This is a genomic window from Rhizobium sp. WYCCWR 11128 (genome assembly GCF_013416305.1).
GTDB lineage: Bacteria > Pseudomonadota > Alphaproteobacteria > Rhizobiales > Rhizobiaceae > Rhizobium > Rhizobium indicum.
Genome location: NZ_JACCEZ010000001.1, coordinates 490,919 through 516,220, shown reverse-complemented (window position 1 = coordinate 516,220; position 25,302 = coordinate 490,919). Strand labels below are relative to the sequence as shown.

Here is a 25,302-nt window from a genome sequence, read left to right as displayed (position 1 = left end):
AATTCTAAGCGAGCAGTTTTAGTGTCATCGACACAAAACTCGTGTCAGACTGTGCAAGCCACGCACACGCCGGCGCACCGATCGAGAGGGCCGAAGCCATGCACAAGTTCACCGTATCAATCACCCGGGAGATCGAGGCCGACACCGCCGAGGAGGCCGCTTTGCTCCTGTATCAGGAACTATCAACGGGACCGATCCCCGACCGCTACTCGGTCGTCGACGAGACGAAGGCTGCCACGGAGGTGAAGCTGGATCGGCAAAAGGCCGACGAATTCGCCAGCATCGATCACACCGCCGACCCCGGCAACTGGTAAGCCCAGCTGACCAGAGGAGATCCCTGCTTTGCCGCGGAAGCGCAAGTGCGGTAGTGGCAGATCCCATTCGCCGGCGTAATGCCGATGCAAACAGCCGTCCGTTGGAAATATCGCGAGCCAAGGAAAGTCCGTGACCTCACCAATCAAAATAGCCGTCGCCGGCGCGAACGGCCGCATGGGGCGCGCCATCCTGCCACTGCTGGCGGCCGATCCGGATTTTGCGTTCGTCGGCGGCATCGGCCGCGAGGGCTCCGCGGGCGCCGGGCTGATCGACCGTTCGGCTGCGATTAAGGCGGCCGACGTGATCCTGGATTTCACGACGGGACGTGCTGCCACCGAACTTGCCGGCTTGTGCGCTTCGGCCGGCGGACCGGCCCTGGTGATCGGGGCGACGGGTTTCGAGCCGGATGAACTCGAACGGATCGCAGAGGCCGCCCGCAGGATTCCGATCCTGCGCTCCGGCAATTTCTCCATCGGCGTCAACATGCTGGTCGGCCTCGTCGCCCAGGCCGCCCGCGCCCTTCCCGCGCATGGTTGGGATATCGAAATCCTCGAAGCCCATCACAACAGGAAGATCGACGCGCCGTCCGGTACGGCGCTGATGCTTGGCGAAGCGGCGGCTAAGGGCCGTGGAGTTTCCCTCGCATCCGTCGAGCGGCGCGGGCGTGACGGCATCACCGGCGAGCGGCCGCCCGGCGAAATCGGATTTGCCGTGTTGCGCGCCGGCGGGCTGGTCGGAGAACACAGCGTCCTGTTTGCCGCCGCCGAGGAGGTCGTGACGCTCTCGCATTCGGCTCTCGACCGCGGCATGTTCGCCCGCGGCGCGCTTGCCGCCGCCCGCTGGATCGCAGGGCGCGCACCCGGCGAATACGCCATGGGAGATGTGCTGGGTCTGCCGTGAATGGGGGAGACAGACTCACAGCATATCCCGGATTGCCGAGGCGACGACGACCTCGGTTCCAGCCAACCCGACGGAGCAAAACAGCGTCGTATCGCCAGGCGATCCTCGCCCGGCCGCTTTCCCGGCCATGATATCGGCAAGGTCGGCCATGCGATGCTCATTACCGGAGCCGGCCAGGAAAAAGGGCGAAGCATAGGCGCGCGTCTGTTCGGAAGAGTCCGTCGCAATCACGGCTGCGACTTGGCGATATCCAGGCCGAGTTCGTATCCCTCACACGTTTTCGGGCCGACGGTGTTGACGTGCACGCCGGGCTTCAAATCCCTGGCATGAATGACGGGCGTTCGGCTCGTCGTCGCGCAGATGACGATGTCGGCGTCATCGACGGCTTCTGAGGCGCTGCCGGCAGGCTCCACTTCAATACCCAAGACCTGCTGCATCTCAGCTGCAAAGGCGGCGCGATTTTTCTCGTCGCGGCTATAGACGCGGGCGCGGTCCAGTTTTCGAACGGCGGCCGCCGCGGCAAGCTGGGTTCGCGCTTGCGCTCCGCTGCCGAGGATCCCGACGATCCCGGCGTCAGGCGCGCTGAGATGCCGGATGGCGAGCCCTCCGATCGCACCAGTGCGGAGGTTGCCGAGACGCTCTCCGAGAATAATGCCCTTGAGCTTCGCGTCGTCGGCCGACCACACAGCGACGATCTGTGAATGCTCCACCCCCTCGAATGTTTCATAGACCCGGAAGCCCGCGAGCGGTTTCTCGCCGAGTATGCCGCCGACGGTGAAGACGAGATCGCCTCGATCGGGAAACGAGACATGGTGGCGGGGTGGAGAGATCAGTCGATTGCCGGCCCTCGCGAGAAAAGCGGTCTCGAGCGCATCGATCGCGACCGCCATCAACGCGCCGTTCGCCACATCCTCGTCTCTCAGGATTTTCGTCACGCCCAAACCTCCGGTTCATGCCGGCATCCTGCAACCCCAACCCCGCTTGAGGTCAATAGGTCACCAAACCCATATGCGCGGGAAATGTCCGCGTGAGACCTAACCGACCAGACGGCGAGCCATCATGACGTCGTCGATCTCCCTGCCCTCCTCCAGAACCCCGCCGGGAATCCTGCCGATCTCGGAGAAGCCTTCCCGCTGATAGAAGCGTATTGCCGCCGGATTCTCCGCGCTGACGAAGAGTTCCAGCTGCAGGATGCCGATATCGCGCGCGTGGTCGGCCACCGTGCCGAGCAGCTTGCCGGCAAGGCCCGTTCCACGCAGGCTCCTTCTGACGTAAACCATGATGATCGTCGCGCGATGGGCCATCTTGCTCGACCGCTGCCGAACTAGGCCGGTTATGCCAACGGGTTCGCCATCCTGAAAGGCGATGAAAACCGGCTCGTTCAGGCGATTGCGCCACTCCTCGAGAGAAAGAGCCTCCCAGTCCTCGTAGCGGCTTGCAAAGAGGGACGGTTCGGTGCGAAGCGCTTCCAGACGGATGCGCCGAAAAGCCTCCACTTCGTCTGCCCTGACATGCCTGATCGTCGCGCCGCTTCCATCCATCGGGACCTCCTGCGAGATGAGAGGTACTCTCAATACAGATGGTCCCAGCCGTCAACCGGTGTCAGGAAGCTTCGTAGTTCAGCATATGCTCGAAGTGACGAGATCGAACGGAAATCCGTCATCTCAGGCGCGGGTCACTGCGCCGGGCTCCCCAGCCGGCCACCCTTCCGAACGACCGGTTCGCCGGGCGGACCGACCACCGATTGATCGGTCGGCCTCGCTGCCGGTTCGCCAGTTGGCCCCACCACCGGTTCACGGGCTGGCCCGTCGACCGGCTGGCCGGTGGATCGGACGACCAGGGGATCGGCAGGCTGGACGGCGGATTGATCGGTTGTTGGCCCGGGCACCGGCTCGCCGGTTGCCCCCGGCACCGGCTTGCCGGTTGCCCCCGGCACCGGCTGGCCGGTTGCCGAGTTCAACGGCTCACCGGTTGGTCGGGCCGCTGATTGCTCGGTTGGCCCGGCAACTGGCTCATCAGTTGAGTCGGCCACCGATTGATCGGTTGGCTTGTCGATCGTGAACGGTACAACTTCATGGATGATGAAGAGAAGAACTATCCCGACCAACGTGCATGTCAGCGCGTAGAGAAGGAAATATTTCAGTGCATATCCCTCGCTGATTGGCAGCGCCAACTTGACAATGGCGCAAATGATATTGCCACATCATTGAACGATACTTGAAGCGAAGGCAATCATTTTCAACAAGAGCCGCGAAATTTCAAAAATGCACAGAACGGGATAAGGTAGTTATTGTAGATATTTAGGAAGCGCCTCCCCGATGCTCAATTTGTCTTGAGGTCTCGGCAAGCCCAAGGAAGGCCCCGGAACCCAGATCCGAGATCTGCCAGGCGAAGACAGCCTCGGCGATATGGGCTAGATTGCGTGTGCCGGCAGCCTGCTTTCGAGGGTTAGGCCCTCCAGGATCGGTGGCGGCAGGGGGATCCGCATGACGGCAATCGCATCTCTATTTCAGGAAGCCGCCCGCCTTGCGGCAGGATTCCGGCAGGCAGCGCCGGCCCGCCATATGCCCACCCATGACTACGCAGCCTCGCTTGCCTGTTTCGACGAGCCGCTGCCGGCGGCCGGTTCCGATATGCTTGATGTCATCAGGCGTCTCTCGGACGGCGCCGAACCCGGGCTGCATGCAACCACTGGGCCGCGCTTTTTCGGCTGGGTTATCGGCGGCTCCCATCCGGTCGGCGTCGCGGCCGATTTCCTCACCAGCGCCTGGGGCCAGAATGCCGGAAACCATGCCGCCGCCCCGGCCGCAGCCGCCGTCGAGACCATCGCGGCGAGATGGCTTCTCGATCTCCTGAAGCTGCCGGCCGAAAGCTCGGTCGGCTTCGTCACCGGCGCGACGGTGGCGAACTTCACCTGCCTTGCCGCCGCGCGCGGCGAAGTGCTGCGCCAGGTGGGCTGGGATGCCGATGCCAACGGCCTGTTCGGGGCGCCTGAGATCACCGTTCTGATCGGCGACGATGCCCACACGACGGTATTCTCCGCGCTGCAATTCCTAGGTCTCGGCCATGATCGCGTGCTGCGCGTGCGCACCGATCCGGTAGGCCGGATAGACCGCGCCGCGCTGGCAGGCACGCTCGATACGGTCTCTGGACCGGTCATCGCCATTCTCCAGGCGGGGCAGATCAATACTGGCGCCTTCGACGATTTCGCCGCCATCATCCCGCTGTTGAAGGCGAAGCGCGCCTGGGTGCATGTCGACGGAGCCTTTGGTCTCTGGGCGCAGGCTTCAGCGAAGATCAGCCACCTCAGCCGCGGCATCGAAGCGGCCGACAGCTGGGCGACCGACGGCCACAAGTGGCTGCAGACGCCCTATGATTGCGGCTATGCGATCGTCCGCAACGAGCTCGCCCATCGCCGCGCCATGACGATCGCCGCGAGCTACCTGCCGCTCGCCGGCGAAGGCGAACGCGATCCTTCCCATTACGTGCCCGAGCTTTCGAGAAGAGCGCGCGGCTTTGCCACTTGGGCGATGCTGAAACATCTCGGTCGCGACGGCATCGCCGCCCTTATCGATCAGTGCTGTGCCTCGGCTCGGCTGGTGGCCGACCTGCTTGCGCGCGAGCCCGGCATCGCCATTCTGAACGAGGTCGCGCTGAACCAGCTCGTCATCCGCTTCGGAGCGGACCTGCCCTCCGAAGAAGGCGACGCGCTGACGCGAAAGACGATCGAAAAGATTCAGGCGGACGGCATGATCTTCGCCGGCGGCGCCAAATGGCGCAGCCGCGACGTCCTGCGCCTCTCGGTCACCAATTTCCAGACGACATCGGATGAGGCGCAGCTCGCCGCCCAAAGCATCATCGCCGCGTTCAAGAGTGTGAGCGGCGGCTGACGCAACTACTGCCTTGGTTCGCCCGGGCACGGAATTGTGCTATCGCCGGCTCTGTTCACTTGAAGAGAGAAAACGTGAAAAACGTCCTGTTCGTCTGCAGTCAGAACAAGCTTCGAAGCCCGACGGCGGAACAGGTCTTCGCGAGTTGGCCTGATATCGAGGTCTCCTCGGCCGGCACCAACAATGATGCCGAAAATCCGTTATCGAACGAACTGATCGAATGGGCCGATATCGTTTTCGTCATGGAGAAGGCTCATCGTGCGAAAGTCCAGGGCAAGTACCGGTCAGCTCTCAAGGACAAGCGGCTGATCTGCCTTCATATTCCTGATGACTACGATTTCATGGACCCCGCGCTCGTGCAACTGCTGAAGGTGAAGGTACCCCGGTATCTCTAAGCCTCGTAATGCGGCCGTAAAATCGCCGCCCGCACAAGGCGGGCAATTCTTCCGTCCGTCCCGCTTTGCGCCAGTGGTGGCAACTTGCGGCCAAGCTGCGGGAGCGGTCAGACTTGTTGAGAGACATATTCCGGAAACTCGGCCGCACCGCGGCTCAGGGCTTTCACCATCAACAGGCCGTCGTCGAAGTAGCCATTTCTCGCGTAGAACTGGTGCGTACGCTCCCTGCCCAGCACCATGGCGATGCGGATCACTGCGCATTCAGTCCGCTCCCCCTCCGCCTCGATCCACGCCATCATCTTGCCGCCGATGCCCTGACCGCGGAGAGCGCTGTCTACCACCACGTTGTCCGCCTCGACATACTTGCCGCACCACAACTGAGTGCCGGTCCAGAAACCCGACGCACCCACCATCCGTTCGTCGATGCAGGCTGCTATGCAGCGATAGTTGCTCTGTGCAAACATGGCTGAAAGTCGTTGGCAAACCACGGCCTCACTCAGGCGACTAACCTGGCTGTACAGCGGGAAAATTGTCATCGCCTGATCGAGGCCGACCAGCTCACGGATGATCACTTCGTCGGACACAGCAGCCCCCTATCCTCTCGATCGCATGATAGTGCACGCGAACTTGGTCATGATCCATAGGCGTGAACAACTTACAGTGGACGGCCTGTCTTCCCATTGTCACCCGCACCGCCTATAGCTCCCCGCCCATCCAGATCGAGCAAGGAGCAGAGCCATGAACACCAATGATGTCGCCGCCCATTGGGAGAGCAATGCCGAGACCTGGACGATCTATAGCCGCGCCGGTTACGACAAGTATCGCGACGCGCTGAACACGCCGGCCTTTCTGAAGATGCTGCCGCCGGTGGCGGGCCTTGCCGGGCTCGATCTCGGCTGCGGCGAAGGTTCCAACACCCGCGCCGTCGCTCGCCTCGGCGCCCGCATGATCGGTCTCGACATCGCCCCGACCTTCATTCGTTATGCCCGCGAGACCGAGACGCAAGCGCCGCTCGGCATTGAATACGTGCTCGGCGACGGCCAGAGCATCGATTTCCCGGAGGCGAGTTTCGATTTCGTCACCGCCTTCATGTCGATGATGGACATGGCCGATCAGTGCCAGGTGCTGAAGGGCATCCACCGCATCCTGAAATCGGGCGGCTTCCTGCAGTTTTCGATCCTGCACCCCTGTTTCGTGCCGCCGACGCGCCGCAACATCCGCAATCAGGCCGGCGAGCCCGTCGCCGTTGAGATCGCCGATTATTTCGACGAGAGCGACGGCCGGGTCGAGCGCTGGATCTTTTCCTCCATCCCCGAGAAAGAACGGGCGACGCTGACGCCCTTTGCCATTCCGCGTTTTCACCGGACGCTGTCGACCTGGGTGTCGATGATCGTCGAAGCGGGGCTGACGATCGAAGCTTTCGGCGAGCCCATGGCGTCAGTCGAGGTGGCGCTCGCCGAGCCAATGGTCGCCGATACCCGCATCGCGCCGATCTTCCTCCACATCAGGGCCTGCAAGGCGTAAGGCCTGTTTTCCCGCCGCCACCGAGGTTTGGAGGAGGGTGAGTTCTCACCCGGGTTCTCACCCAACATCATCGTCGCACGGCGACCACCGAGCTGGCGCGATAGCGCGACAGCTGGACCCGGTTGGATTGGTTGCCGCCGAACAGGTAGACGTACTGCCGGCGCTGGTCGATGTGATCGAACAGGCTCACATGAAAGCGCCGGCCGGTGCGGATCACCACGACATCCCCTCGCCTGGCGGAGCGGACGCCGACCGGCTTGCCAAACTTCCTCCAGGACGCCGCCATGTTGGGGTTGGGCGGCGGCTGCCGGGACGATCGCTTGGCGACAAAGGCCAGGAACGCCCCGCACCACGATACTCTGCGCGGATTGATGCTGAGGAAGGAGATGGAACGTTCGTGCATGCTTTTGTACTTGGATGCCGTAACGAGCATGTCTGCCTCACAGGGCACGGCAAGCGCCGTGAGGACGATGACGAGAATAACCTTCATAGTTACCCACCATTGCTTGTATAATGTTGAAATTCCAAAATGTGGCGAAGAATAAAACAGGCGCGGCAACGTAGATGCGAATTATGGCGTGATTTAGAAACAACTAATACTGGCATTTTGGCGGCAGAAATTTGTCCGAAGCGAGGCGCGGAAGCTCCGTAGGCGAGCCTGCCTTTTGGCCGGACACGACCATCGAAAACCCTGCAAAACATATGTTTTGCTCAGCCGAAAGGCTGGAAGTTTCGCCATCCCAACCAAGTCTATTCAGACGACACGGACTGCGTTCGCAATGCTTGTGCAGCAAAACCATTCGCCAAGGATTGACGACAGTGCGCGGAATTAGCTCCTCACCTATACGAGCTATATTTCCGATGCGCTTAATAATACTTCGGAGCAATGGGAAATACATTGCGCTCGCCCGATTCATCAGCGAAAGCCGGAGGTTGCCCCTCCGGTTGCGGACGTGAACGAGCTTAGGACAGCGGAGGCCGGCGTGGTGTGTCAACCATGTGGTTGCGCCGGTTCGGGTCGGCCTGTGACCGGGGCAGGATCAGCGGCAAGTGCCTTGGTGACCAGCAGCGCTGCGGCCAGAACAGGGACGACCGCCCAGTACGAAAAGCGGATGCCGAAGTGTTCGGCAACGAAACCGAGCAGTGGCGGCCCGGCGAAAAACACAAGGAACGTCGTCTGCCCGAGCGCTGCAACGTTGACGGGTGCGGGTCGATCCGTGCGTCGGGCCGCAGCCGAGATGGCAAGCGGATAGACTGAAGAGCAGCCGATACCTGTCAGGCCAAAGCCTGCGAGCGCGATAGCAGGGTGTGTCGCCGTCGCAACCATGACAACACCGATGGCCGCGATCCCAAGGAGAGTGATTGCAACCGGGCGCGGATTGAAGCGGTCGATGACAGGGTCCATGCCGAGCCGCCCGATGGCGATGAACGAGGAGAAAATGGTCACGCTGAGCCCTCCGACGAAGGGTTCGACCGCGAATACGTCGCGCATATAGATCGCCGACCAATCGACGCTTGCGCCCTCGGCAAGAAGCGGAGCTGCGGCGACAAGGCAAAGAGGGAGCAGTCCGAGCGTGGGAAAAGCGACGATCGGCGTATCTCCGGGGTGAGCGTCCTGCCGTCGGGGCGCATTCTCGATCCCGGAGAAAACGATCGACCCGGCAATCAAGACCGTCACCAGGACGATGAAAGTATGCAGTTCGATGGAGACGGCAGCCTGCCGCATGCCGGCGGCAACAAGGGCGGTGATGCAGAAGCCGAGGCTCCACATGCCGTGAGCCCGGCTCATGATGCGGTACCCAAGCAGCGCCTCATGGCGATCGGTTTCGATATTGGCGTTGATCTCGAATGCTCCGGTGAAAACGCCGGCAATGAAGAACAATGGCACCGCCAGAAGAGCTGAAGGCATCCAGGGGATCAACGCGAAAAACAGCGACGCACCGAAGACGGTCACGAAGGCGGTGGCGCGCGCACCGAGCCTCTCGATGAACCTCACCGAGAACGTCAACCCGCAGAGAACCCCCGAGGACAGGACGGCGAGCAGAAGGCCAAGCTCGCCTTCCGTCAGGCTAAACTTGAGCTGAAGGTCGGGCAGCCGCGAAACAAACGCGCCTAAGGAAAGGGCCACGGCAAACTGAATGAAGAAAATTCGGTGGTGCGGCTTCATCTCGACACTCTGCTCCGATTGGGGCGGGATCGAAGCAGAGCGATCCCGCAGATAGCCGGACATTCCGACGAAATGGCGCTAGAACAGGGTGATTTAGGCCGGGTCGGCCTAAAATCTGAATCCTGTTCTACATTATATAGTTAGAGCATGATGTCGTCCGAAAACCGCTCACACTTTTCGGCATCATGCTCTAGCTCAAAAAGCCGCGCTCTCAGGATCATCAACCACCCTTGCTGACAGCCCCTGTCAGCATCATGCAGCCGCCGCTGATTTCACGGGTGCTTGGCGGCCGCTGGTATTTCTGTGACGCGCAGCTGCTCCGTCCACATCCACCTTCCCTCCCTCACAGAAATTCGCACTCACATCAATTTACTTGCCGTTCCGCGATCGGCATATGTTTGTGCCATAGGTAAGTGGCATGAGGGGAACTATGGCATCGACGCATATAAACAATACGGGTGCACGTGCCGGCTGGAAGAGCTTTGTCGGGCTGGTCGTCGGCGCGGTGATCGGCTTTGCCTTTATGCCGGGCATTGCGCAGGCGGAATCCTTTTCGAAGCTTGAGAAGCAGGGCTATGCCGTCGGCAAACTCACCAAAGGCAAGGCCGGCGGCTACGGCTGGGTCATCTCCAACAGCAATAAGCGGTTCTTCTGCCGGATGAATGCCAGCCTGGCTTATGTCAGCAAAAAGGAGATGGTGAGCATCACGTCGTCAGGGCGCCTTATCAAGGTCGACCGTGCCACGTTCGAGGCAACGATCGGCGGCCCCGATCCGTCGATACCGCAATGGAGCGATCTTCAATCCGGCCGCGTCAAGCCTGATGACGTTGGGAGTTGCACGCCTGTTCGCTGATTGACGTAGAATATCGCGAGGAGCGCGACAAGCTGTTTGGAGTTTGCCCGCTCCCCGAATTGAATACACCACGCTAAACCGGCTGAAGAAGGACATGTCGCTTCCTGCCGACCGACAGCCGGATCACGCCGTCCGGCAGGGTCGGAGTCGTCAAGCCGCATTGCCTCGTCGTTCACGCTGCAACGCTTCTCACGCCCGCATCCGCCTCCACCCCCACAAAAAATTCACACCCACATCAATTTACTTGCCGTTCTGCAATGCGGCATATGTTTGTGTCCATGGCCAAGTGGCATGAGCGGGGAACCATGACGTCAACACATGCAGACAATACGGGTGAAGGTGCTGGCCGAAAGGGCTTCGTCGGACTGGTCATCGGCGCGGTCGGCGTCGTCTATGGCGATATAGGCACCAGCCCGCTCTATGCTCTTCGCGAGGCGCTGAGGCCCTTTGCCGCCGATGGCGTACACGAAGCCGAGGTCATCGGCCTGATTTCGCTGATGGTCTGGACGCTGACGATCATCGTAACCTTCAAATATGTGCTCTTCCTTCTGAGGGCGGACAATGACGGCGAAGGCGGCACGCTTTCGCTTCTCGCCCTTTTGATGAAGAAGATGGGGCGAAACGTGCCGGTGCTCTTCTTCGCCGGCCTGATCGGCGCGGCTCTGTTCATCGGCGATGCGATGATCACGCCGGCCTTGTCGGTCATGTCGGCGCTAGAAGGCCTGAAACTGGTCACGCCGGCCTTTGCCGAATACGTCCCGCTGGCGTCGGCAGCGATCATGATCGTTCTCTTTGCCGTCCAGTCGAAGGGAACCGCCGCCGTTTCGATCTTTTTCGGGCCGATAACGGTGTTGTGGTTTCTGGCCATGGCCGCGGGCGGCCTGATCCATATCGGCGACGACTGGAGGATTCTGGAAGCGCTCAATCCGATCAATGCATTCCTGTTCCTCACCCATGCCGGCAGCGTCGGCCTCATCGTGCTCGGTGCCGTCTTTCTGACGGTCACCGGCGCCGAAGCGCTCTATGCCGATCTCGGGCATTTTGGGCGCCGGCCAATCCAGATAGCATGGTTCGTGCTCGTCTTTCCGGCATTGCTGCTGAATTATCTCGGCCAAGGCGCGCTGGTTCTTAGCCATCCCGAGACGGCTACAAATCCGTTCTTTCTGATGTATCCCGACTGGGCCTTGCTGCCGGTGGTTATCCTGGCGACGATGGCAACGATCATCGCCAGCCAGGCGGTGATAACAGGGGCATTTTCGCTGGCCCGCTCGGCGGTTCACCTCGGCTTCCTGCCGAGGCTCAGGATCAAGTTCACGTCGGAAACCAACACCGGCCAGATCTACGTGCCGAGCGTCAATCTTCTCCTGCTGGTCGGCGTCTTGATGCTGATCTTTTCCTTCGGCGACTCCGAGTCTCTGGCGACGGCCTATGGCATCTCGGTGACCGGAACCATGGTCATCTCGACCCTGCTGGTCTTCCAGTTTCTCCGAGCCGTCTGGGGCTACTCCCTCGTGCTCGCCGCCGTCCTGCTGCTACCGCTCTTCATCATCGAAGTCCTGTTCCTGGCGGCGAACCTCTTGAAGATCCACGATGGCGGCTGGGTTCCGGTCGCCCTTGCGCTGGCGATCATGATCCTGATGTGGACATGGACGCGAGGACAGGCCTATCTGAAGAGACTGCGCGCCAACAACGAGATCCCACTCGATTCCTTCATCAGATCGATCGAGCGAAAGTCGGACCATTCGCCGGTCACTGTTCCGGGAACGGCAGTCTTCCTGACCAGCGTCCCGGATCGCACGCCGAATGTTCTGCTCCACAATCTCAAGCATAACCACGTGCTCCACGAACAGAACGTCATCCTGACCGTCTGGACCGAGGACGAACCTTATGTTCCCGACAGCCGCCGCATCAAGCTCAGCCAGCTCTCGCCGCGTTTCGTGCGCCTCGACATCACCTTCGGCTTCATGGACGACCCCGACGTCACCAGGGCATTGGCTCTCTGCCGGGAGGGCGGCTTCAAGTTCGAGATCATGAGGACCTCCTTCTATCTCGGCCGCCGGAACCTCGTCAGGACGCCGAACACCGGGTTGCCCCCCTGGCAGGAGCGCATATTCATGGCGCTGGAGGGCTTGGCGATCGATCCCTCCGACTATTTCAACCTGCCGTCCAACCGCGTCGTCGAACTCGGCGAACAGATCGCCATTTAGGTCAGGACACCGCTCGGCAGCGACATCAGGATCGCGCCGGTATCAGCCTCGATATCGCAATGCGTTGACGATGATGTCGAAAGCGCGAGGCGCTGAACATCACGCCTTGGCCGAGATCGCGCTCAGTTCCTCGAGATCGAGATCCCGTTCCAGCTCCCGTAGCGTCTCGTCATCGATGTCGCCGGCCCGGTGGAGCCGGATGAGTTCCCGGCGTCCAATTGCCACCGCTTCGAGAATGACGTCGAAATGCGCATGCAGCACCGGCATGTATTGCTCGGTTTTCTCGGCATAGTCGACGATCGACGTGGCCCGACGCTGGTAGCGCTCCAGCAATTGCGGGTGGATGAGTTTTCCCTCCGCGTCATAGGCCAGGCTCTGGACGATCCCGAACTGCGCCTGCGCCATGGCGGCTTCGGCCTGGCTCATCGTCAGGCGCGCTCTTTCCGACTCCGGCTCCACCAGCCGCGCCCAGGCAATCACCCGCCCCAATGTCGTGCCCTGTATGAGCACGGTTCCGAGAATGACGGCGAAGGCCGTCACGAGGATGAAGTCGCGGCCGGGAAATCCTTCCGGCAAGCTCAGCGCCAAAGCAAGCGTCACCACGCCACGCACGCCCGCCCAGCTGAGAACGGTGGCGCCGCCGACGCCGAGCGGCGCGGCGCGTGTGAACCCCAGGGCAGTGCATAACCTGATGACGAAATCGGCGGCGAAGACCCAGGCAAAACGCGCGAGCACGAGCGCCACGAGGATCGCCAGCATCGGCAATCCCATGGTCGCGATCACAGTGGCAAAGCCGCCGCCGCGTTCGACGACATCCCGGAGCGACAGCCCGATCAGGATGAAGACCGCAGCCTCCATCAGGAAGATCATCACCGTCCAGAACGAGATGCCGCGCATGCGCATGGCGGCCGATAGCACGGTGTGCTGATGCCAGCTCATGATCAGGCCGGCGGTCACGGTGGCGATGACGCCGGAAACATGCAGCTGTTCGCCGAGCAGATAGGCAATCCAGCCGAGCAGCACCGAGGCTGCGATGATCAGATATTCGTCGCCGAGACGCCGGACGAGCTTGTACCATGCCATTCCCACCACGACGCCGACGATGGCGCCGCCGAGCGCCAGCACGAGGAAGCTGCCACCGGCCTCCGCCGCGCTGAAGGCGCCTGTGGCCGTGGCGGCAACGGCAAAACGGAAGAGCACCAGACCGCTCGCATCATTGAGCAGGCTCTCGCCCTCCAGCAGGATCTGAAGCCGCCGCGGCAGGCGGACGCGCTGCAGCACGGCCCGCGCCGCAACGGCATCCGGCGGCGCAACGATCGCGCCGAGTGCTGCGCAGGCCGCCCAGGGAAGCGACGGAAAGATGAGATGGGCCACAACGGCGACGACCGCGCAGGTGAAGAACACCGCGCCGACGGCAAGCGAGGCGATGCCGATCACATGCCGCCGCAACCGCCCGGCGGCAATGGACCAGGCGCCGTCCATCAACAGCGGCGGCAGGAAGATGACCAGCACCAGCCCGGGATCAATTGATATCGCCGGCAGCCCCGGCACAAACGCCAGCGAAGCACCACCCGTCAGCAACGCCACGGACGGCGGCAATCCGAGCCTGTGGGCCGCATAGTGCAGCGCGATGATCGCAAGAAACATCGCGATGACGAGCTCGAACAAGTGGGTTGGTTCCATATGCCTCTGCCCCGGCTCGGAAACGAATCTTGGATGCCTACGGCATTCTTCCTTAAATCGAAATTGATCTAGGGAAGAATGCAGCAATTCAAAGTGTTACAGCGTTCTTGCGCATCTGAACAGACGCGTGGCGCTGCAAACGCCGCCGGCCTGGCAACGGCTGCTCCAGAGGCAGCCGGAGACAATTTTCGCTTTGTGCTATCAACGCTAGGTCTACACCCAGCGATTTCCTTCAGAGTTAGCCGTATTGAGCTTGCTTGGAACCGCCCCCACCTCAATCACACCTCAATGACCCGCCCGGCACATGCCATGTGGCGACGCTGAATCTCCGCGCGCCATTTGAGTTGCGCCGGATCGCATTAAGGAGGATTCTGCCTGGCACCGCGATGCCAGGTTCGGTCTCGGCTGACCTCAGCCATGGCGACGATATACGGCGACTTCGGCTTGTCCAAGCCGCAAACGTCTTTCGCGGCTCATTCCGACTTGCGTGATCTAGATCTGAGACATCTGGCCCAAAAGGGCGTCAACGCCGACCCGAACGGGCGTCAACAGGGAGGTTCGTCATGAAAATCGTTCTTATCGGCGGCACTGGGCTCATCGGGTCCAAGACCGCGGCGCGTCTGCGCGTTAAAGGCCACGAGGTGCTGGCCGTCTCGCCAAGCACCGGCGTCAACACCATCACCGGCGAGGGCCTGGCACAAGCGCTGGCTGGCGCCAACGTCGTCGTCGACCTTGCAAACTCACCGTCGTGGGAAGACAAGGCGGTCCTCGATTTCTTCGAAACCTCGGGCCGCAATCTGCTCGCCGCGGAAGCCAAGGCCGGCGTCAAGCACCATATTGCGCTCTCCATCGTCGGAACGGAGCGCCTGCCTGAAAACGGCTACTTCCGGGCCAAACTCGCCCAGGAGAAACTCATCAAGGCATCGCCCGTCCCCTACACGATCGTCCACTCCACCCAATTCCTCGAATTCCTGAAGGGCATCGCCGACGAAGCCACCGTCGGCACCGTCGCGCGTCTTTCTCCCGCAGCTTTCCAGCCCATCGCATCGGATGACGTTGCCGATGTGATGGCGGATGTCGCGCTTTCAAAGCCGCTTAACGGCACAATCGAGATTGCCGGACCTGAGCGCGGCCCCATGCACGAGATCGTTGCCCGGTATCTGAAAGCGATCAACGATCCGAGGAGGGTCGAGGCAGACGTTCATGCGCGCTACTTCGGGTCTGAACTGGACGATCGCTCGCTTGTGCCCGGCGAGGGCGCGAGGCTCGGCAAGATCGGCTTTGCGGATTGGTTTCGACAGTCCCAACGGCCGACCTAGATCAAGGCATCAAACCCACATCCGCATTCAACGAGCAGAAGGATTACGGCAATGAATTCAGCTTTGTTATCGCTATGTGTGTCGGCCACGGTTTGTCTTTTTGGCACTTTGGCGGTTGCCGCCGAAGACGGCGCAGCCGTCACACCGCTCATGAAAAAGGACCTTCCGAATTATCCCGGCAAGGAAGGGCTGATGATATCGGTCGAGTATGGGCCGGGAGGTTCCTCGCCTATTCACAAACATGAGGCGAATGCATTCGTCTACGTTCTGGAGGGCTCGATCGTGATGCAGGTCAAGGGCGAAAAGGAAGTCACCTTATCGCCGGGAGAGACCTTTTACGAAGGTCCTTCCGACATTCATCTGGTCAGCCGCAATGCGAGCACGTCCAAACCGGCGAAGTTCATCGTCGTGCTGCTGAAGAAGAAAGACGCTCCGGTTGTCATGCCGGTGAAGTGACATGCAGATGCTCTGGCTTGTCCCGAGCATCTGCAGACCGCGCAGCAGATCCTCGGCGCAAGGCCGAGGATGACGTCGAGTAAAGAGCGGGGTTGTCGACGACCACCGAGGCGTCCTTGGCAGCCAAGGCGTCCACATCGCAGTTCGGCACAACAGATGGAGCAAGCAGATGAAAATTACGGTCATGGGAGCGAGCGGGCGCATCGGAACGCGGCTCGTCGAGGATCTTCGACAGGCAGGTATCGAAGTGGTCAGCGCATCCCCGTCTCTCGGCGGTGTCGACAGCGTGACGGGAGAAGGCCTGAGGTCAGCCATAGCAGGAGCCGACGTCGTCATCGACGTCACCAACGCCGCGTCATTTGGCGACAGCTCCGCGTTGGCGTTTTTCAAGGCCTCCACCCGGAATCTGCTGGCGGCTTCCGCGGATGCAGGCGTCGGCCACTATATCGCCCTTTCCGTAGTGGGAACGCCTCGCCTTGTCGAAAGCGATTATTTCCACGCGAAGATGGTGCAGGAAAATCTCATCCGGGCAGCGCGGCGGCCCTATACCATCCTCCATTCCACGCAATTCTTCGAGTTTATCGGCGGCGTGGTCGACATGGCGGCAGATGGAGACGGCTTCCGGCTTCCCTCGGCGTCCATACAGCCCATAGCTGCCGATAATGTTGCCGAAATTCTGGCCGAATTGGCGATGGGAGCAGCGGGGAATGACACTATAGAGATATGCGGGCCTGAGCAATTCGGCCTCGACGAAATTGCCCGGATGCACCTCACCGCAAACGAAGACATACGTCAGGTCATGACCGACGACAGCGCCCGCTACTACGGCGTCGAACTGAACGACAACACATTGCTTCCGCGCAAGGGGGCACGGGCGGGTTCGCTGCGATACACCGACTGGCTGTCTATGTCAGACTGATCGTAGACGCGCGAGGAAATGGCTGCTTCACCGACGCTCCCGGCTTCGATCTCCGGAGCAAGGACCGCAGGAAAGGAAGATCCCGTGGCTCGCGGTCAGCGACGATACCGCCGCCAGGACCAGCTCATGGACAAGCTCGCTGAGCTGACAGGCACAGAGCTTCTCTGCTCAGATTTAATTGGAATTTTCGGTTACCCTCCTTAGATCCTGCGTCTTAAAGCAAAGGAAGACAGATGAAGAGGCGAACCCTTGTGCTTGGAGGTGCGGCCATTGTCGCATCATCCGTGGCTGCGGTAGCGATCTTGCCGCGGCGGCATATCACTGTTGCGGCCAGGACATTCGACTGGAAGGGAACGGATTTCGTAAGCGGCGGCACAAAGTCCATCGCATTGGAAAAGCTGCCCGTGCCGCTCTTCCGCAGCAGTCCGAATTGCGTCGTGACCGTCGCGCAGACCCTCGGCCCCTGCCATGTCAACAATGTCCCGGCTCGTCAGGACATCTCAGAAGGAAAGGCCGGGCTACCTTTGCGGTTGGCCGTTCGGCTCGTCCACGCAACCGACTGCCGGCCGATCGAAAATGCCGATATCGAAATCTGGCATACCGATCATCGCGGCATCTATTCCGGCCGCGAGGCTGCTGAGATGTGCACCTTCGGTGATGCCGAGGCGATCAGCGGGCTCGCCTTCCGCGGCCGCCAGCTGACGAATGCCAAGGGGCAGGCAAGCTTTTTGACGGCCTATCCCGGATGGTACAAGGGCCGCACGCCGCATGTTCATTGCCGCATCCTCGTCGAGGCCAAGGAACTTCTCGTCAGCCAGATCTATTTCGATGATGTGCTGAGCGATCTCATCTACGGCGAGCATCCCGACTATCTCGGGCGCCCTGCCCGCGATACGCGCAATGACGAGGACGGCCTCATCCCGGAGGATGCGGCCGACCACATGTTCGATTTCGAAAAGCTCGACAGCGGCGTGCTGTCCGCCACCATTACGATCGGCCTCGCTGCCTGAGCGAAGGAGCGGCGGGGCTTCCCGCACCCTCTTCGGTGGGGGCACCCCGCCTATATGCCCGCATACCATTCATAACCGCGATCCTCCCAGAAGCCGCCATTGCCGCCGTAGAGCTGGCCGAGATCGGTAACGGCTTCGATGCCGGTCAGGTATTTTGCCTGCTTGTAGCCGAGCTGGCGCTCGACCCGGAGCCGGAGCGGCGCGCCATGGGCAACTTCGAGATCGCGACCGTTCATGGTGTGGGCAAGGATCGTCTGGGGGTGGAACGCATCGACGAGATCGATGCTTTCGTAATACCAACCGCTGCCGTCGAGCGTCTTTTCATATTCGTCGGCGCAGTGGAAGACGATGTAGCGGGCTTCGGGTTTCAGGCCTGCCGCCTGCAGCAGCGCGCCGAGCGGCACGCCGGTCCATTTGCCGATCGCGCTCCAGCCCTCGACGCAGTCATGCCTTGTGATCTGCGTGCGGGCCGGCAGGGCTTTCAGCTCGGCCAGCGACAATTGCATCGGCTTGTCGACCAGCCCGCCGACCTCGAGCTTCCAGCCCGAAAACCGCTGGTTCATCCAATCGATATAGCGGGCATTATCAGGCATGCTCGTGCCGTTGGCGCGGAAGGTCGGCGAGATATCGGCTTCGGTGAATTCGCGGGCGAGCGCGTCGTCGCCGAGCAGGAAGCGCTGCGTCTTCATGCTGAGGCCTTCGGCGATCTTCAACACCGATTTCGTCCGATCGTTTTCGACGAGGGCATCGCAGCCGGCGAGCCCCAGCGCTGATGCCGTCATGGTCGCGCCGATCAGGAAGCGACGCCTGGTGATGATGCGGCTCATGACTTTCCTCCCTGCCCGATGTCGTAATAGCCGGTGACCATCGAACGCAAATTGTTGAACACGCCCGAGACCAGCACCATCGCCACATGCACGGCGACGAAGGCGACGAGCGAGAAGGCGGTCAGGAAATGCAGCGTGCGGGCCGATTGCCGGCCGCCGAACAGATCGAGCATCCAGGGCGCGACCGCGTTGAAGCCCGGCGACATGGTAAGCCCTGTCCCGATCATCAGCGGCAACAGCACGAAGATCACGGCGACATAGGCGAGTTTCTGCAGCGTATTGTAGTGGCGGGCCTCGGCCCCCTTGGGAAAGCGCAGCCGGGCATGACTGACGATCTCATGGCCGAGATGCGAAGGCTTCAGCTCTTCGGCCGCCGGCAGCAGATCGCGGCGAAAATGCCGGCTGACGAAACCATAGACGAGATAGATGAAGCCATTGATGACGAACAACCAGGCAAAGAAGAAATGCCAGCGCCGGCCCGATGCCAGATCCTGGTAGCTCGGCAAGGTCAGCCAGTTCGGAAAACCGCGCACCGCGGCCTCGCCGTCGACATTCGAAACCCCGAGAATGCCCGTCGTATCGAAGCTCAATCCGCCCAAGTGCGTCACGCCCTTCAGCGCATCGCCTTGCTGTTCGGCCACCATGGAAATGAAGGACGGATCATTGTCGGCGCCGTACTGGCCCCAATAGAGCGCCGGATGGGCGTTGAATATCTGCAGGCCGCTGTACAGCAGCACCGTCATGCACAGCACGTTTACCCAGTGCGACAGGCGCACCAGCAGGCCATGGCGGTAGAAGAGCGTGCGTCCGCTCGCCATGCCGGCATCGGTCGTGGCCATTGTAGTTCCTCCGGATCGACATGAAAGGTCTTCGCGAAAAAGGACGCGGCCGCCGGCCAAATAGTTTCAGCGGCCGCGGCTAAAGCTTACTTCATCGCGTCGCAGGCCTTCATCATCGTGTCCTTCTTCATCGTGTCCTTCTCCATGCCGGCATTGTGGATGCAGTCGGTCTTGGTGCTGCCGGTCGCCATTGCGTCCTTCGACATTGCATCCTTCGACATCGCATCCTTGGACATCGCATCCTTCGACATCGTGTCGGTCTTCATGCTGTCTTTCTTCATGGCATCGCTGCTTTGGGCGTTGGCGACGCCGGCAAGCGACAGGCCGATGACGAAGGTGCAGGCGGCAAGGCTGGAAAGGATCTTGGTCATGAGGGTCTCCTCGGATCGATTGACATGTCCGCCGACACTCGCCGACGGCTCACAGTCCTGAATTCGATCTCCTTGCGAAGGCGGTTACAGCCCTCACGCTTATGTGATAGCGCTACAGCGCCGCGCGTCTTTTAGAGACGCGCAAAGGACGCTGTACACTTTGAATTGCCGCCGGAAGATTTTTGAATCGACCTGTAACCAAAGCGTCATCCACGCGAATGACATTGCAGACGACATGACGAGCGCCCATTCGGAACAAGCACTGAAGATGCTGATGCTTCTTTCCCTTGACGGGGACGAGGCGGCCTATCGACGTCTGCTCGTGACGTTGCGGACCCTGCTCGTCGGTTATTACGGCGGACGTATCGGCACTACCGCGAAATCCGACACGGAAGATCTCGTGCAGGAGACGTTGCTGGCGCTGCATTCGCGCCGGGCGACCTATGACAGGGAGCGGCCGTTCACCGCGTGGTTCTTCTCGATTGCCCGTTACAAGCTGATCGACCATCACCGGAAGCATGGCGGCCGGTACAAGGCGGAAATGGAGCTGGACGAGGAGATCGAAGACGATTTCAGGGAGGATGCGATTGCAGCGCGCATGGATGTCGAACGGCTGTTGAGCGGTCTGCCGCAGCACCAGCAGGAGCTGATCCGTCAGGTCAAGCTCGAGGGGCAGTCGGTGGCCGATACGGCCAGCCGCACCGGACAGTCGGAATCGGCGGTCAAGGTCGGCGTTCACAGAGGCATCAAGGCGCTGGCGGCAAGATTGCGAGGTGGAATGTGAGAGAGACTGAGGACGTGATCGACAGCCTTGTTCGGGATCTGAGGCCGGTGCCGAGGCATGCGCTCGAACGCCGCTTCGCGCTCGCCATCCTGCCTGCTCTGGCAATCTCGCTGCTGCTGATGCTTATCGTCTTCGGCCTTCGCACCGATATGGCGCAGGCGCTGATGCTGCCCGTCTTCTGGATCAAGTCCGCCTACAATGCCTTGCTTGCAATCGCCGCCTTCGCATCCGTTTACCGCCTGTCCCGGCCGGATGGCTCGGAGGGCCGCTTTTTCGGGATTGCCGCGGCCATCATACTTACCCTCGCCGTCCTGGCGGTCATTCAGCTCACTTTGTCGCCGGCCGCAAGCTACCCCGTGCTGGTGCTCGGCTCCTCCGCCCTGCATTGCCCACTGCTGATCTTTGCCTTTGCCATGCCGATCCTGATCGCAAATACCTGGGTTCTCCGTGGCGGCGCCCCGAGCAACCTCGGCATCACTGGCTTCATCGCCGGCATTGCCGCCGGCGCATCCGGCGCCTGGGTCTATTCCTGGTTCTGCACGGAAAACGGCCTGCCCTTCGTCACCCTCTGGTATTCGCTCGGCATCCTCTTGACCGGCGGAATCGGCGCGCTGTTCGGCCCCCGCCTCCTGCGCTGGTAGCACCGGCTGTTTGCGGCACTGCGCCACTAAACCTTCATCCGGCATGAAACCAGATGCAGCATTCCTGCGTACTAGTCAGGGGGTGGGTGAGTATTGCGTACCCCCTGGATCGGAAAACACAGGCAGCGAGGTATGACGGCATGGTCAGGAAAGAAGGCGTAGCCCACCTCACCCGGCAAGCCGCGGAACAGGGGCTGGCCAGGCTGATGATGAGGCTGCCTGCGACGCGGGCAACGATCAGAGCAGTTGCGGCGAGCCAGCCCCATTTTTACGAATTATGCGGCGCCTACGGCGAAGCCTGCGCCGTCCTCGATCGCATGCGTCGGGATAGATCGGCCGATCCCGCAATCATCAGTGAATACGAGATCATCTGCGCGGAAATCGAGGTCGACGTCATCAGGATCTTGCTCGGCGATCAATGAGACTTCGCAAGTGCTGGGCGGAATGCCGCCGCGATACAACGCCATTTGCTGCCGGCATCCCTGTCAGCTCAGCAGGTCATCCACATGGATGGAGATGCTCAGCGTATCCGTGTCGAAGTGTAGCGAAGTCCCATCGGAGATCTTGTAGTGGAAGGTGTCGCTCACGTCTCCGCTAAGTCCGGCGAGCTTTGCCGCGTCGGCCGTATAGGTGTAATCGCCGTCACTGTCGACATGGATGGAGCCGTATTGGCCGGTCAGCGTCACGCCGTCCTTGTCGACGAATTCGCCCTCGAAGCGGCGAAGCAGCAGGATTCCATTGGCCGAGCTGTCGTTTTCGAGGAGATTGCCGTAATGGGCGCCATCCAGATCGGAGGAGATTTTCAGGCTGTCATGGGTTGCGACAAGCGCCGGCGCCGTGTCCGTGTGCGTCGTATCGCCGACCGCGAGACTATCGCTGCTTGCAAGCATCGTCGCCTGGGCCTCGTCGAGCGTCGTGTTGTTGCTGACGGGGAAGGTGTTCGCGGCGATGATGGCGGGAGATATGCTGTAGGGCTTGACATCGCTGGCGATAACATTGTCGTGGAAGGAGCCGGATGCCGGCCTGTCGACCTTCAGCGCTGCCTGCGTCAGGTCGTCGAAGACGTTGTTGTGGATCTCGATACCCTCGCGAACGTAACTGGTCGTGCCGGCGGCACTAACCACCACGCCCCATGCGCCGTCATGGATATAGTTGCCCGATATATCGTAGTCCCGCGTATTGCCCTGGTCGCCGAGACCGATGGCATAGGACCAGCTGTAGCCGCCATAGCCTGAAATATCGTTGTCGTGGATAGCGACGTTAGTGCCGGCTTGTGCGCCGATCCCGAAGCCGCCACCGATAATCGCGTTGTCCTCGACCACGGCATTTACAGACCGAACGAGCGCGATGACGCCCTTCGGCGTAGCGGCGCCCGTCTGGTCGAGGTAATTGCCGCTGATCACGATATTGCTGCTGTCGTTCATCTGGACGGCATCTGCCGCGGTGCCGTGGGCATTGGTGACGGTGTTGTTGAGAAAATTGACGCCGTTGACTTTTTCGATCCAGACGCCGTCGCCGTTGACGTCGTTGATCGTGCTGTTTTCGATGGTGATGTTCGAGCCGGTCCTGAAGGTGATCGAACCTGACTTGCCCGCCAGTCCGGTGTGATCGACCTCGACGTTGCGGACCGTCCAGTTCGAAACACTGCCGCCATAGATGGCCGCGCCGCCGGTGTCGGAGATCTTGATATTCTCGATGACGATGTTCGATGCATAGAGGCTGTGGATGCCGTCGTTGGGGCTATGGATGACCGGCGCATCGCCGACACCATAACTGCCGATCGTAATCGGAGCCGCAACGCTGCCGGAGTATTTAAGGTCAAGCTGGTCGTTGAACACGCTTCCGGCGGCAAGCAGCACGCTGTCGCCCGGCTGCAGTTTCAAGTTTTCTACCGCCCAGAACGACGAAAACGGCGTGTCCTCGCTCGTTCCATTGTTGCTGTTGGAGCCTATCGCTGGATTCACATAATAGATTGCCATATCGCCTTGTTCTCGAATTGCCCGCGCAGCCGTCTGAATCGGCTGCGACGCGTGGATCGGATGCGGTCGGGGCTAAAGGCCATGTCAAAAGGCCTTCGATATTGCCCTCACGACGGTTGGCAGACCCTGTGGGCCTACCTTGGTCCCGAGAACGCCTGGCGGAGGCGGTATTCTGGAGATGACAACTTATACGAAAACAATCTACTAAATAACGACCGAAAGGTGAATGAACGATAATCGTACACCTCGGCGACGATGGTCGCAGAGGTGAGATGTCCTGTTTCAGGTCAGTCGCAAGCCGGAAAGGTTGAGGCCGTATTGCAGCCCCTTACCCTCACCCGGCGGCAGCCGGGTGAGGGACACTGCGGAGCCATTTGATGGCGAGAGCAACGCTTCCCCGGGGGAGTCCATGCCTCCCCGGAAGGAACGCCCGGCATAGCGCCGCTCCCGGCACCCTCACCTCAGCTCAGCAAGCCATCCAGATGGATGAAGACGGTCAGCGTATCCCCGTCGCTATGATGCGAGTTTCCGTCGTTGATCCCGTAGCTGAAGGACTCGCTCACATGACCGTCATGGTCGGGGAGCTTCGTTTCATCGAGCGTGTAGGCATAGTTGCCTTCCCGATCCACGTGGATGACGCCGTAGTCGCCGGTCAGCGTCAGGCCGTGCTTGCCGACACTTTCGTCGCCGAAGCGGCGCAGAACCAGGGTGTCGTTGTCAGAACTGTCGTTGTCGAGAAGATTGCCGCGATGGGCCTCGCCATTATCGGTGAAGATCTTCAAATTGTCATGGACGGCGACAACCGCCGAATCCGCGGACACCTCCGTCGCTGCGGCAACCTTGGTATCGGCGGCGGCGAGCGTCGTCTCGACATTGGCGACCGTCTTGTTGCCGCTGACGGTAAAGGTATGCGCGTCGGCAATGGCCGGCGATATGCTGGTGGCCTTGGTGCCGGTCTCGATCGTATTGTTGGTGAAGGAGCCGGATGCCGGCCTGTCGACCTTCAGCGCCGCCTGTGAGAGGTCGTCGAAGACGTTGTCGTGAACCTTGATATTCGTGCGGCTATAGCTGGCACCGATGGGCCCGCTGACGGCAACGCCCCACGCGCCGTCATGAATATGGTTGCCTGAAATATCATAGTCCCGCGCATTGCCCTGGTCGCCGAGACCGACGGCGAAGGACCAGCTGTAACCGTGATATCCGGATATGTCGTTGTCGCGGATGGCAACGTTCTTGCCCGCCTGCGCGCTGATGCCGAAGCCGCCGCCGGTGATCACATTGTCCTCGACAACCGCATTGGTGGGCCTGACGAGCGCGATGACGCCCTTGGGGCTGCTGGCATGCGTCTGGTCGAGATGATTGCCCTTGATCAGAATGTTGCTGCTGTCGTTCATCTGCACGGCATCGGCCGTCGAGCCGCTCGCGCTGGTGACGGTGTTGTTGAGAAGCTTGACGCCGGCGACCTTTTCGATCCAGAAGCCGTCGCCTTTGACGCCCGATATCTTGCTGTCTTCGACCGTGACATTCTTGCTGCTCCGGAAGGTGACGGCGCCTGCGTTTTCCGACAATCCCGTCTTGGCGATCTCGACGTCGCGGACCGTCCAGTTCGTGACACTACCGCCATAGATGCCCGCACCGCCGGTATTCGATATCTTCAGGTTCTCGATGACGATGTTCGAGGCATAGAGGCTGTGGATGCCGTCGCCGCTGCTGTGGATGACGGGTGCCGCACCCGTCCCGTAACTGCCGATCTTGATCGGCGCGCTCTCGCTGCCTGAATATTTGATATCGAACTGCTCGTTGAACACGCTCCCCTTGGCAAGAAGCACGCTGTCGCCGGGTTTCAGTTTCAAGGATTCCACTTTGGACAAAGTCGCAAAAGCCGAGTTCTGGCCCGTTCCACCGTTGCGGTCGGAGCCAGTCGCTGAGTTCACATAGTAGACTGTCATATCGCCATGTTGCCCTATTCGTCGGATCGCTAATGTCGCCGCCGGAATCGCCCAGGATCGGCCGATCGGATGCGGCGGGGGCAAACCGGCCATGGCAAGAAGGCGATAAGATGTTGTCAATGGGGCAGCGGGCGAGTTCGCGCGCCTCATTCCACAGGCAATTGCCTGGTGTGACCAATGTTACAACTTGGGCCGAGAAATCGGCGACTTCGAGGTGAATAAATCGCGGCGTGTTTGCGCGAGGCATACGTCGCCTTCGGTCTGTGCGCCATGT

At 60.9% G+C, this 25,302-nt stretch carries 25 protein-coding genes and 1 pseudogene; 14 read left to right on the top strand and 12 right to left on the bottom strand.

All coding sequences use genetic code 11. From position 1 onward, the window contains the following. Nucleotides 1-98 precede the first annotated feature (98 nt). Both HX898_RS02590 and dapB read left to right on the top strand, forming a co-directional pair. Nucleotides 99-314: a hypothetical protein gene (locus tag HX898_RS02590; protein ID WP_138387357.1), complete on the top strand. Its 216-nt coding sequence runs from the start codon at nt 99-101 to the stop codon at nt 312-314. 130 nt (nt 315-444) lie between these two features. Continuing rightward, nucleotides 445-1,215 carry a 4-hydroxy-tetrahydrodipicolinate reductase gene (dapB, locus tag HX898_RS02585; protein ID WP_138334751.1) on the top strand — a complete coding sequence of 257 codons (771 nt, stop codon included), beginning with the start codon at nt 445-447 and terminating at the stop codon, nt 1,213-1,215. A gap of 15 nt (nt 1,216-1,230) precedes the next feature. Here the strand turns inward: dapB and HX898_RS02580 are convergent. The 3 genes and pseudogenes from HX898_RS02580 to HX898_RS02570 form a co-directional block, all read right to left on the bottom strand. Continuing rightward, nucleotides 1,231-2,150: pseudogene (locus HX898_RS02580) on the bottom strand (ornithine cyclodeaminase family protein). A 99-nt stretch (nt 2,151-2,249) separates the two neighbouring features. Further along, nucleotides 2,250-2,756, bottom strand: a complete 507-nt coding sequence (locus HX898_RS02575) for a GNAT family N-acetyltransferase (protein WP_138387354.1) — start codon at nt 2,754-2,756, stop codon at nt 2,250-2,252. A 134-nt stretch (nt 2,757-2,890) separates the two neighbouring features. Next, on the bottom strand, nt 2,891-3,388 hold the full coding sequence (locus HX898_RS02570) for a hypothetical protein (protein WP_180193913.1): 498 nt from the start codon (nt 3,386-3,388) through the stop codon (nt 2,891-2,893). A gap of 313 nt (nt 3,389-3,701) precedes the next feature. On the opposite strand from HX898_RS02570, the gene HX898_RS02565 reads away from it, so the two are divergent. Continuing rightward, a complete protein-coding gene (locus tag HX898_RS02565) occupies nt 3,702-5,105 on the top strand; it encodes an aspartate aminotransferase family protein (RefSeq protein ID WP_180193912.1) in 1,404 nt (467 codons plus the stop codon). A gap of 74 nt (nt 5,106-5,179) precedes the next feature. Beyond that, nucleotides 5,180-5,500 carry a low molecular weight protein tyrosine phosphatase family protein gene (locus HX898_RS02560; RefSeq protein ID WP_180193911.1) on the top strand — a complete coding sequence of 107 codons (321 nt, stop codon included), beginning with the start codon at nt 5,180-5,182 and terminating at the stop codon, nt 5,498-5,500. 107 nt (nt 5,501-5,607) lie between these two features. Here HX898_RS02560 and HX898_RS02555 read toward each other — a convergent pair whose 3' ends face one another. Beyond that, nucleotides 5,608-6,084 carry a GNAT family N-acetyltransferase gene (locus HX898_RS02555; protein WP_180193910.1) on the bottom strand — a complete coding sequence of 159 codons (477 nt, stop codon included), beginning with the start codon at nt 6,082-6,084 and terminating at the stop codon, nt 5,608-5,610. Nucleotides 6,085-6,238: 154 nt separating this feature from the next. Here HX898_RS02555 and HX898_RS02550 point away from each other — a divergent pair, with 154 nt between their 5' ends. Continuing rightward, a complete protein-coding gene (locus HX898_RS02550) occupies nt 6,239-7,024 on the top strand; it encodes a class I SAM-dependent methyltransferase (RefSeq protein WP_180193909.1) in 786 nt (261 codons plus the stop codon). Nucleotides 7,025-7,091: 67 nt separating this feature from the next. Here the strand turns inward: HX898_RS02550 and HX898_RS02545 are convergent, their stop codons facing one another. Both HX898_RS02545 and HX898_RS02540 read right to left on the bottom strand, forming a co-directional pair. Next, complete coding sequence (locus HX898_RS02545; RefSeq protein WP_138334759.1) at nt 7,092-7,514, bottom strand: TIGR02594 family protein; 423 nt, start codon at nt 7,512-7,514, stop codon at nt 7,092-7,094. Between the two features lie 501 nt (nt 7,515-8,015). Next, the gene (locus tag HX898_RS02540) at nt 8,016-9,191 is read right to left on the bottom strand and encodes an MFS transporter (protein WP_180193908.1); all 1,176 of its coding nucleotides are present in this window, start codon (nt 9,189-9,191) and stop codon (nt 8,016-8,018) included. 430 nt (nt 9,192-9,621) lie between these two features. On the opposite strand from HX898_RS02540, the gene HX898_RS02535 reads away from it, so the two are divergent. Further along, nucleotides 9,622-10,044, top strand: a complete 423-nt coding sequence (locus tag HX898_RS02535) for a hypothetical protein (protein ID WP_180193907.1) — start codon at nt 9,622-9,624, stop codon at nt 10,042-10,044. 305 nt (nt 10,045-10,349) lie between these two features. Continuing rightward, nucleotides 10,350-12,251, top strand: a complete 1,902-nt coding sequence (locus HX898_RS02530; protein ID WP_138334763.1) for a potassium transporter Kup — start codon at nt 10,350-10,352, stop codon at nt 12,249-12,251. 99 nt (nt 12,252-12,350) lie between these two features. Here HX898_RS02530 and HX898_RS02525 read toward each other — a convergent pair whose 3' ends face one another. Next, nucleotides 12,351-13,934, bottom strand: a complete 1,584-nt coding sequence (locus HX898_RS02525; protein ID WP_180193906.1) for a Na+/H+ antiporter — start codon at nt 13,932-13,934, stop codon at nt 12,351-12,353. Nucleotides 13,935-14,497: 563 nt separating this feature from the next. On the opposite strand from HX898_RS02525, the gene HX898_RS02520 reads away from it, so the two are divergent. From HX898_RS02520 to HX898_RS02505, 4 genes are all read left to right on the top strand, one after another. Next, nucleotides 14,498-15,253, top strand: coding sequence for an SDR family oxidoreductase (locus HX898_RS02520; protein WP_180193905.1), 756 nt, complete (start codon nt 14,498-14,500; stop codon nt 15,251-15,253). Nucleotides 15,254-15,304: 51 nt separating this feature from the next. Continuing rightward, nucleotides 15,305-15,709 (top strand): cupin domain-containing protein, encoded by a 405-nt coding sequence (locus HX898_RS02515; RefSeq protein WP_180193904.1) that lies wholly within the window; start codon nt 15,305-15,307, stop codon nt 15,707-15,709. 169 nt (nt 15,710-15,878) lie between these two features. Next, nucleotides 15,879-16,628 carry an NAD(P)H-binding protein gene (locus HX898_RS02510; protein ID WP_180193903.1) on the top strand — a complete coding sequence of 250 codons (750 nt, stop codon included), beginning with the start codon at nt 15,879-15,881 and terminating at the stop codon, nt 16,626-16,628. A gap of 233 nt (nt 16,629-16,861) precedes the next feature. Further along, nucleotides 16,862-17,638, top strand: coding sequence for a protocatechuate 3,4-dioxygenase (locus HX898_RS02505; protein ID WP_180193902.1), 777 nt, complete (start codon nt 16,862-16,864; stop codon nt 17,636-17,638). 50 nt (nt 17,639-17,688) lie between these two features. Here HX898_RS02505 and HX898_RS02500 read toward each other — a convergent pair whose 3' ends face one another. From HX898_RS02500 to HX898_RS02490, 3 genes are all read right to left on the bottom strand, one after another. After that, nucleotides 17,689-18,465 carry a molybdopterin-binding protein gene (locus HX898_RS02500; protein WP_180193901.1) on the bottom strand — a complete coding sequence of 259 codons (777 nt, stop codon included), beginning with the start codon at nt 18,463-18,465 and terminating at the stop codon, nt 17,689-17,691. Next, nucleotides 18,462-19,304 (bottom strand): cytochrome b/b6 domain-containing protein, encoded by an 843-nt coding sequence (locus HX898_RS02495; RefSeq protein ID WP_171598271.1) that lies wholly within the window; start codon nt 19,302-19,304, stop codon nt 18,462-18,464. The genes HX898_RS02500 and HX898_RS02495 overlap by 4 nt, the downstream gene beginning before the upstream one ends. Nucleotides 19,305-19,390: 86 nt before the next feature. Continuing rightward, entirely contained in the window at nt 19,391-19,675 is a 285-nt protein-coding gene (locus tag HX898_RS02490) for a pentapeptide MXKDX repeat protein (RefSeq protein WP_180193900.1), read from the bottom strand. Between the two features lie 235 nt (nt 19,676-19,910). On the opposite strand from HX898_RS02490, the gene HX898_RS02485 reads away from it, so the two are divergent. The 3 genes from HX898_RS02485 (at nt 19,911) to HX898_RS02475 (ending at nt 21,522) form a co-directional block, all read left to right on the top strand. Then, the gene (locus HX898_RS02485) at nt 19,911-20,459 is read left to right on the top strand and encodes a sigma-70 family RNA polymerase sigma factor (RefSeq protein ID WP_027683988.1); all 549 of its coding nucleotides are present in this window, start codon (nt 19,911-19,913) and stop codon (nt 20,457-20,459) included. Then, nucleotides 20,456-21,100: a DUF1109 domain-containing protein gene (locus tag HX898_RS02480; RefSeq protein WP_180193899.1), complete on the top strand. Its 645-nt coding sequence runs from the start codon at nt 20,456-20,458 to the stop codon at nt 21,098-21,100. Before HX898_RS02485 ends, HX898_RS02480 begins: the two co-directional genes overlap by 4 nt. A gap of 140 nt (nt 21,101-21,240) precedes the next feature. Beyond that, nucleotides 21,241-21,522 (top strand): nodulation protein, encoded by a 282-nt coding sequence (locus HX898_RS02475; protein ID WP_138334774.1) that lies wholly within the window; start codon nt 21,241-21,243, stop codon nt 21,520-21,522. Between the two features lie 63 nt (nt 21,523-21,585). Here HX898_RS02475 and HX898_RS02470 read toward each other — a convergent pair whose 3' ends face one another. Continuing rightward, complete coding sequence (locus HX898_RS02470; RefSeq protein WP_180193898.1) at nt 21,586-23,079, bottom strand: right-handed parallel beta-helix repeat-containing protein; 1,494 nt, start codon at nt 23,077-23,079, stop codon at nt 21,586-21,588. A 461-nt stretch (nt 23,080-23,540) separates the two neighbouring features. Beyond that, nucleotides 23,541-25,028 (bottom strand): right-handed parallel beta-helix repeat-containing protein, encoded by a 1,488-nt coding sequence (locus tag HX898_RS02465; RefSeq protein ID WP_180193897.1) that lies wholly within the window; start codon nt 25,026-25,028, stop codon nt 23,541-23,543. Nucleotides 25,029-25,302: the final 274 nt, after the last annotated feature.

Coding starts and splice junctions, on each gene's coding strand:
- HX898_RS02590 (WP_138387357.1), top strand. CDS start 99: ATGCACAAGTTCACCGTATCAATCACCCGGGAGATCGAGGCCGACACC.
- HX898_RS02575 (WP_138387354.1), bottom strand. CDS start 2,756: ATGGATGGAAGCGGCGCGACGATCAGGCATGTCAGGGCAGACGAAGTG.
- HX898_RS02565 (WP_180193912.1), top strand. CDS start 3,702: ATGACGGCAATCGCATCTCTATTTCAGGAAGCCGCCCGCCTTGCGGCA.
- HX898_RS02550 (WP_180193909.1), top strand. CDS start 6,239: ATGAACACCAATGATGTCGCCGCCCATTGGGAGAGCAATGCCGAGACC.
- HX898_RS02545 (WP_138334759.1), bottom strand. CDS start 7,514: ATGAAGGTTATTCTCGTCATCGTCCTCACGGCGCTTGCCGTGCCCTGT.
- HX898_RS02540 (WP_180193908.1), bottom strand. CDS start 9,191: ATGAAGCCGCACCACCGAATTTTCTTCATTCAGTTTGCCGTGGCCCTT.
- HX898_RS02535 (WP_180193907.1), top strand. CDS start 9,622: ATGGCATCGACGCATATAAACAATACGGGTGCACGTGCCGGCTGGAAG.
- HX898_RS02530 (WP_138334763.1), top strand. CDS start 10,350: ATGACGTCAACACATGCAGACAATACGGGTGAAGGTGCTGGCCGAAAG.
- HX898_RS02525 (WP_180193906.1), bottom strand. CDS start 13,934: ATGGAACCAACCCACTTGTTCGAGCTCGTCATCGCGATGTTTCTTGCG.
- HX898_RS02520 (WP_180193905.1), top strand. CDS start 14,498: ATGAAAATCGTTCTTATCGGCGGCACTGGGCTCATCGGGTCCAAGACC.
- HX898_RS02515 (WP_180193904.1), top strand. CDS start 15,305: ATGAATTCAGCTTTGTTATCGCTATGTGTGTCGGCCACGGTTTGTCTT.
- HX898_RS02510 (WP_180193903.1), top strand. CDS start 15,879: ATGAAAATTACGGTCATGGGAGCGAGCGGGCGCATCGGAACGCGGCTC.
- HX898_RS02505 (WP_180193902.1), top strand. CDS start 16,862: ATGAAGAGGCGAACCCTTGTGCTTGGAGGTGCGGCCATTGTCGCATCA.
- HX898_RS02500 (WP_180193901.1), bottom strand. CDS start 18,465: ATGAGCCGCATCATCACCAGGCGTCGCTTCCTGATCGGCGCGACCATG.
- HX898_RS02495 (WP_171598271.1), bottom strand. CDS start 19,304: ATGGCCACGACCGATGCCGGCATGGCGAGCGGACGCACGCTCTTCTAC.
- HX898_RS02490 (WP_180193900.1), bottom strand. CDS start 19,675: ATGACCAAGATCCTTTCCAGCCTTGCCGCCTGCACCTTCGTCATCGGC.
- HX898_RS02485 (WP_027683988.1), top strand. CDS start 19,911: ATGACGAGCGCCCATTCGGAACAAGCACTGAAGATGCTGATGCTTCTT.
- HX898_RS02475 (WP_138334774.1), top strand. CDS start 21,241: ATGGTCAGGAAAGAAGGCGTAGCCCACCTCACCCGGCAAGCCGCGGAA.
- HX898_RS02470 (WP_180193898.1), bottom strand. CDS start 23,079: ATGGCAATCTATTATGTGAATCCAGCGATAGGCTCCAACAGCAACAAT.
- HX898_RS02465 (WP_180193897.1), bottom strand. CDS start 25,028: ATGACAGTCTACTATGTGAACTCAGCGACTGGCTCCGACCGCAACGGT.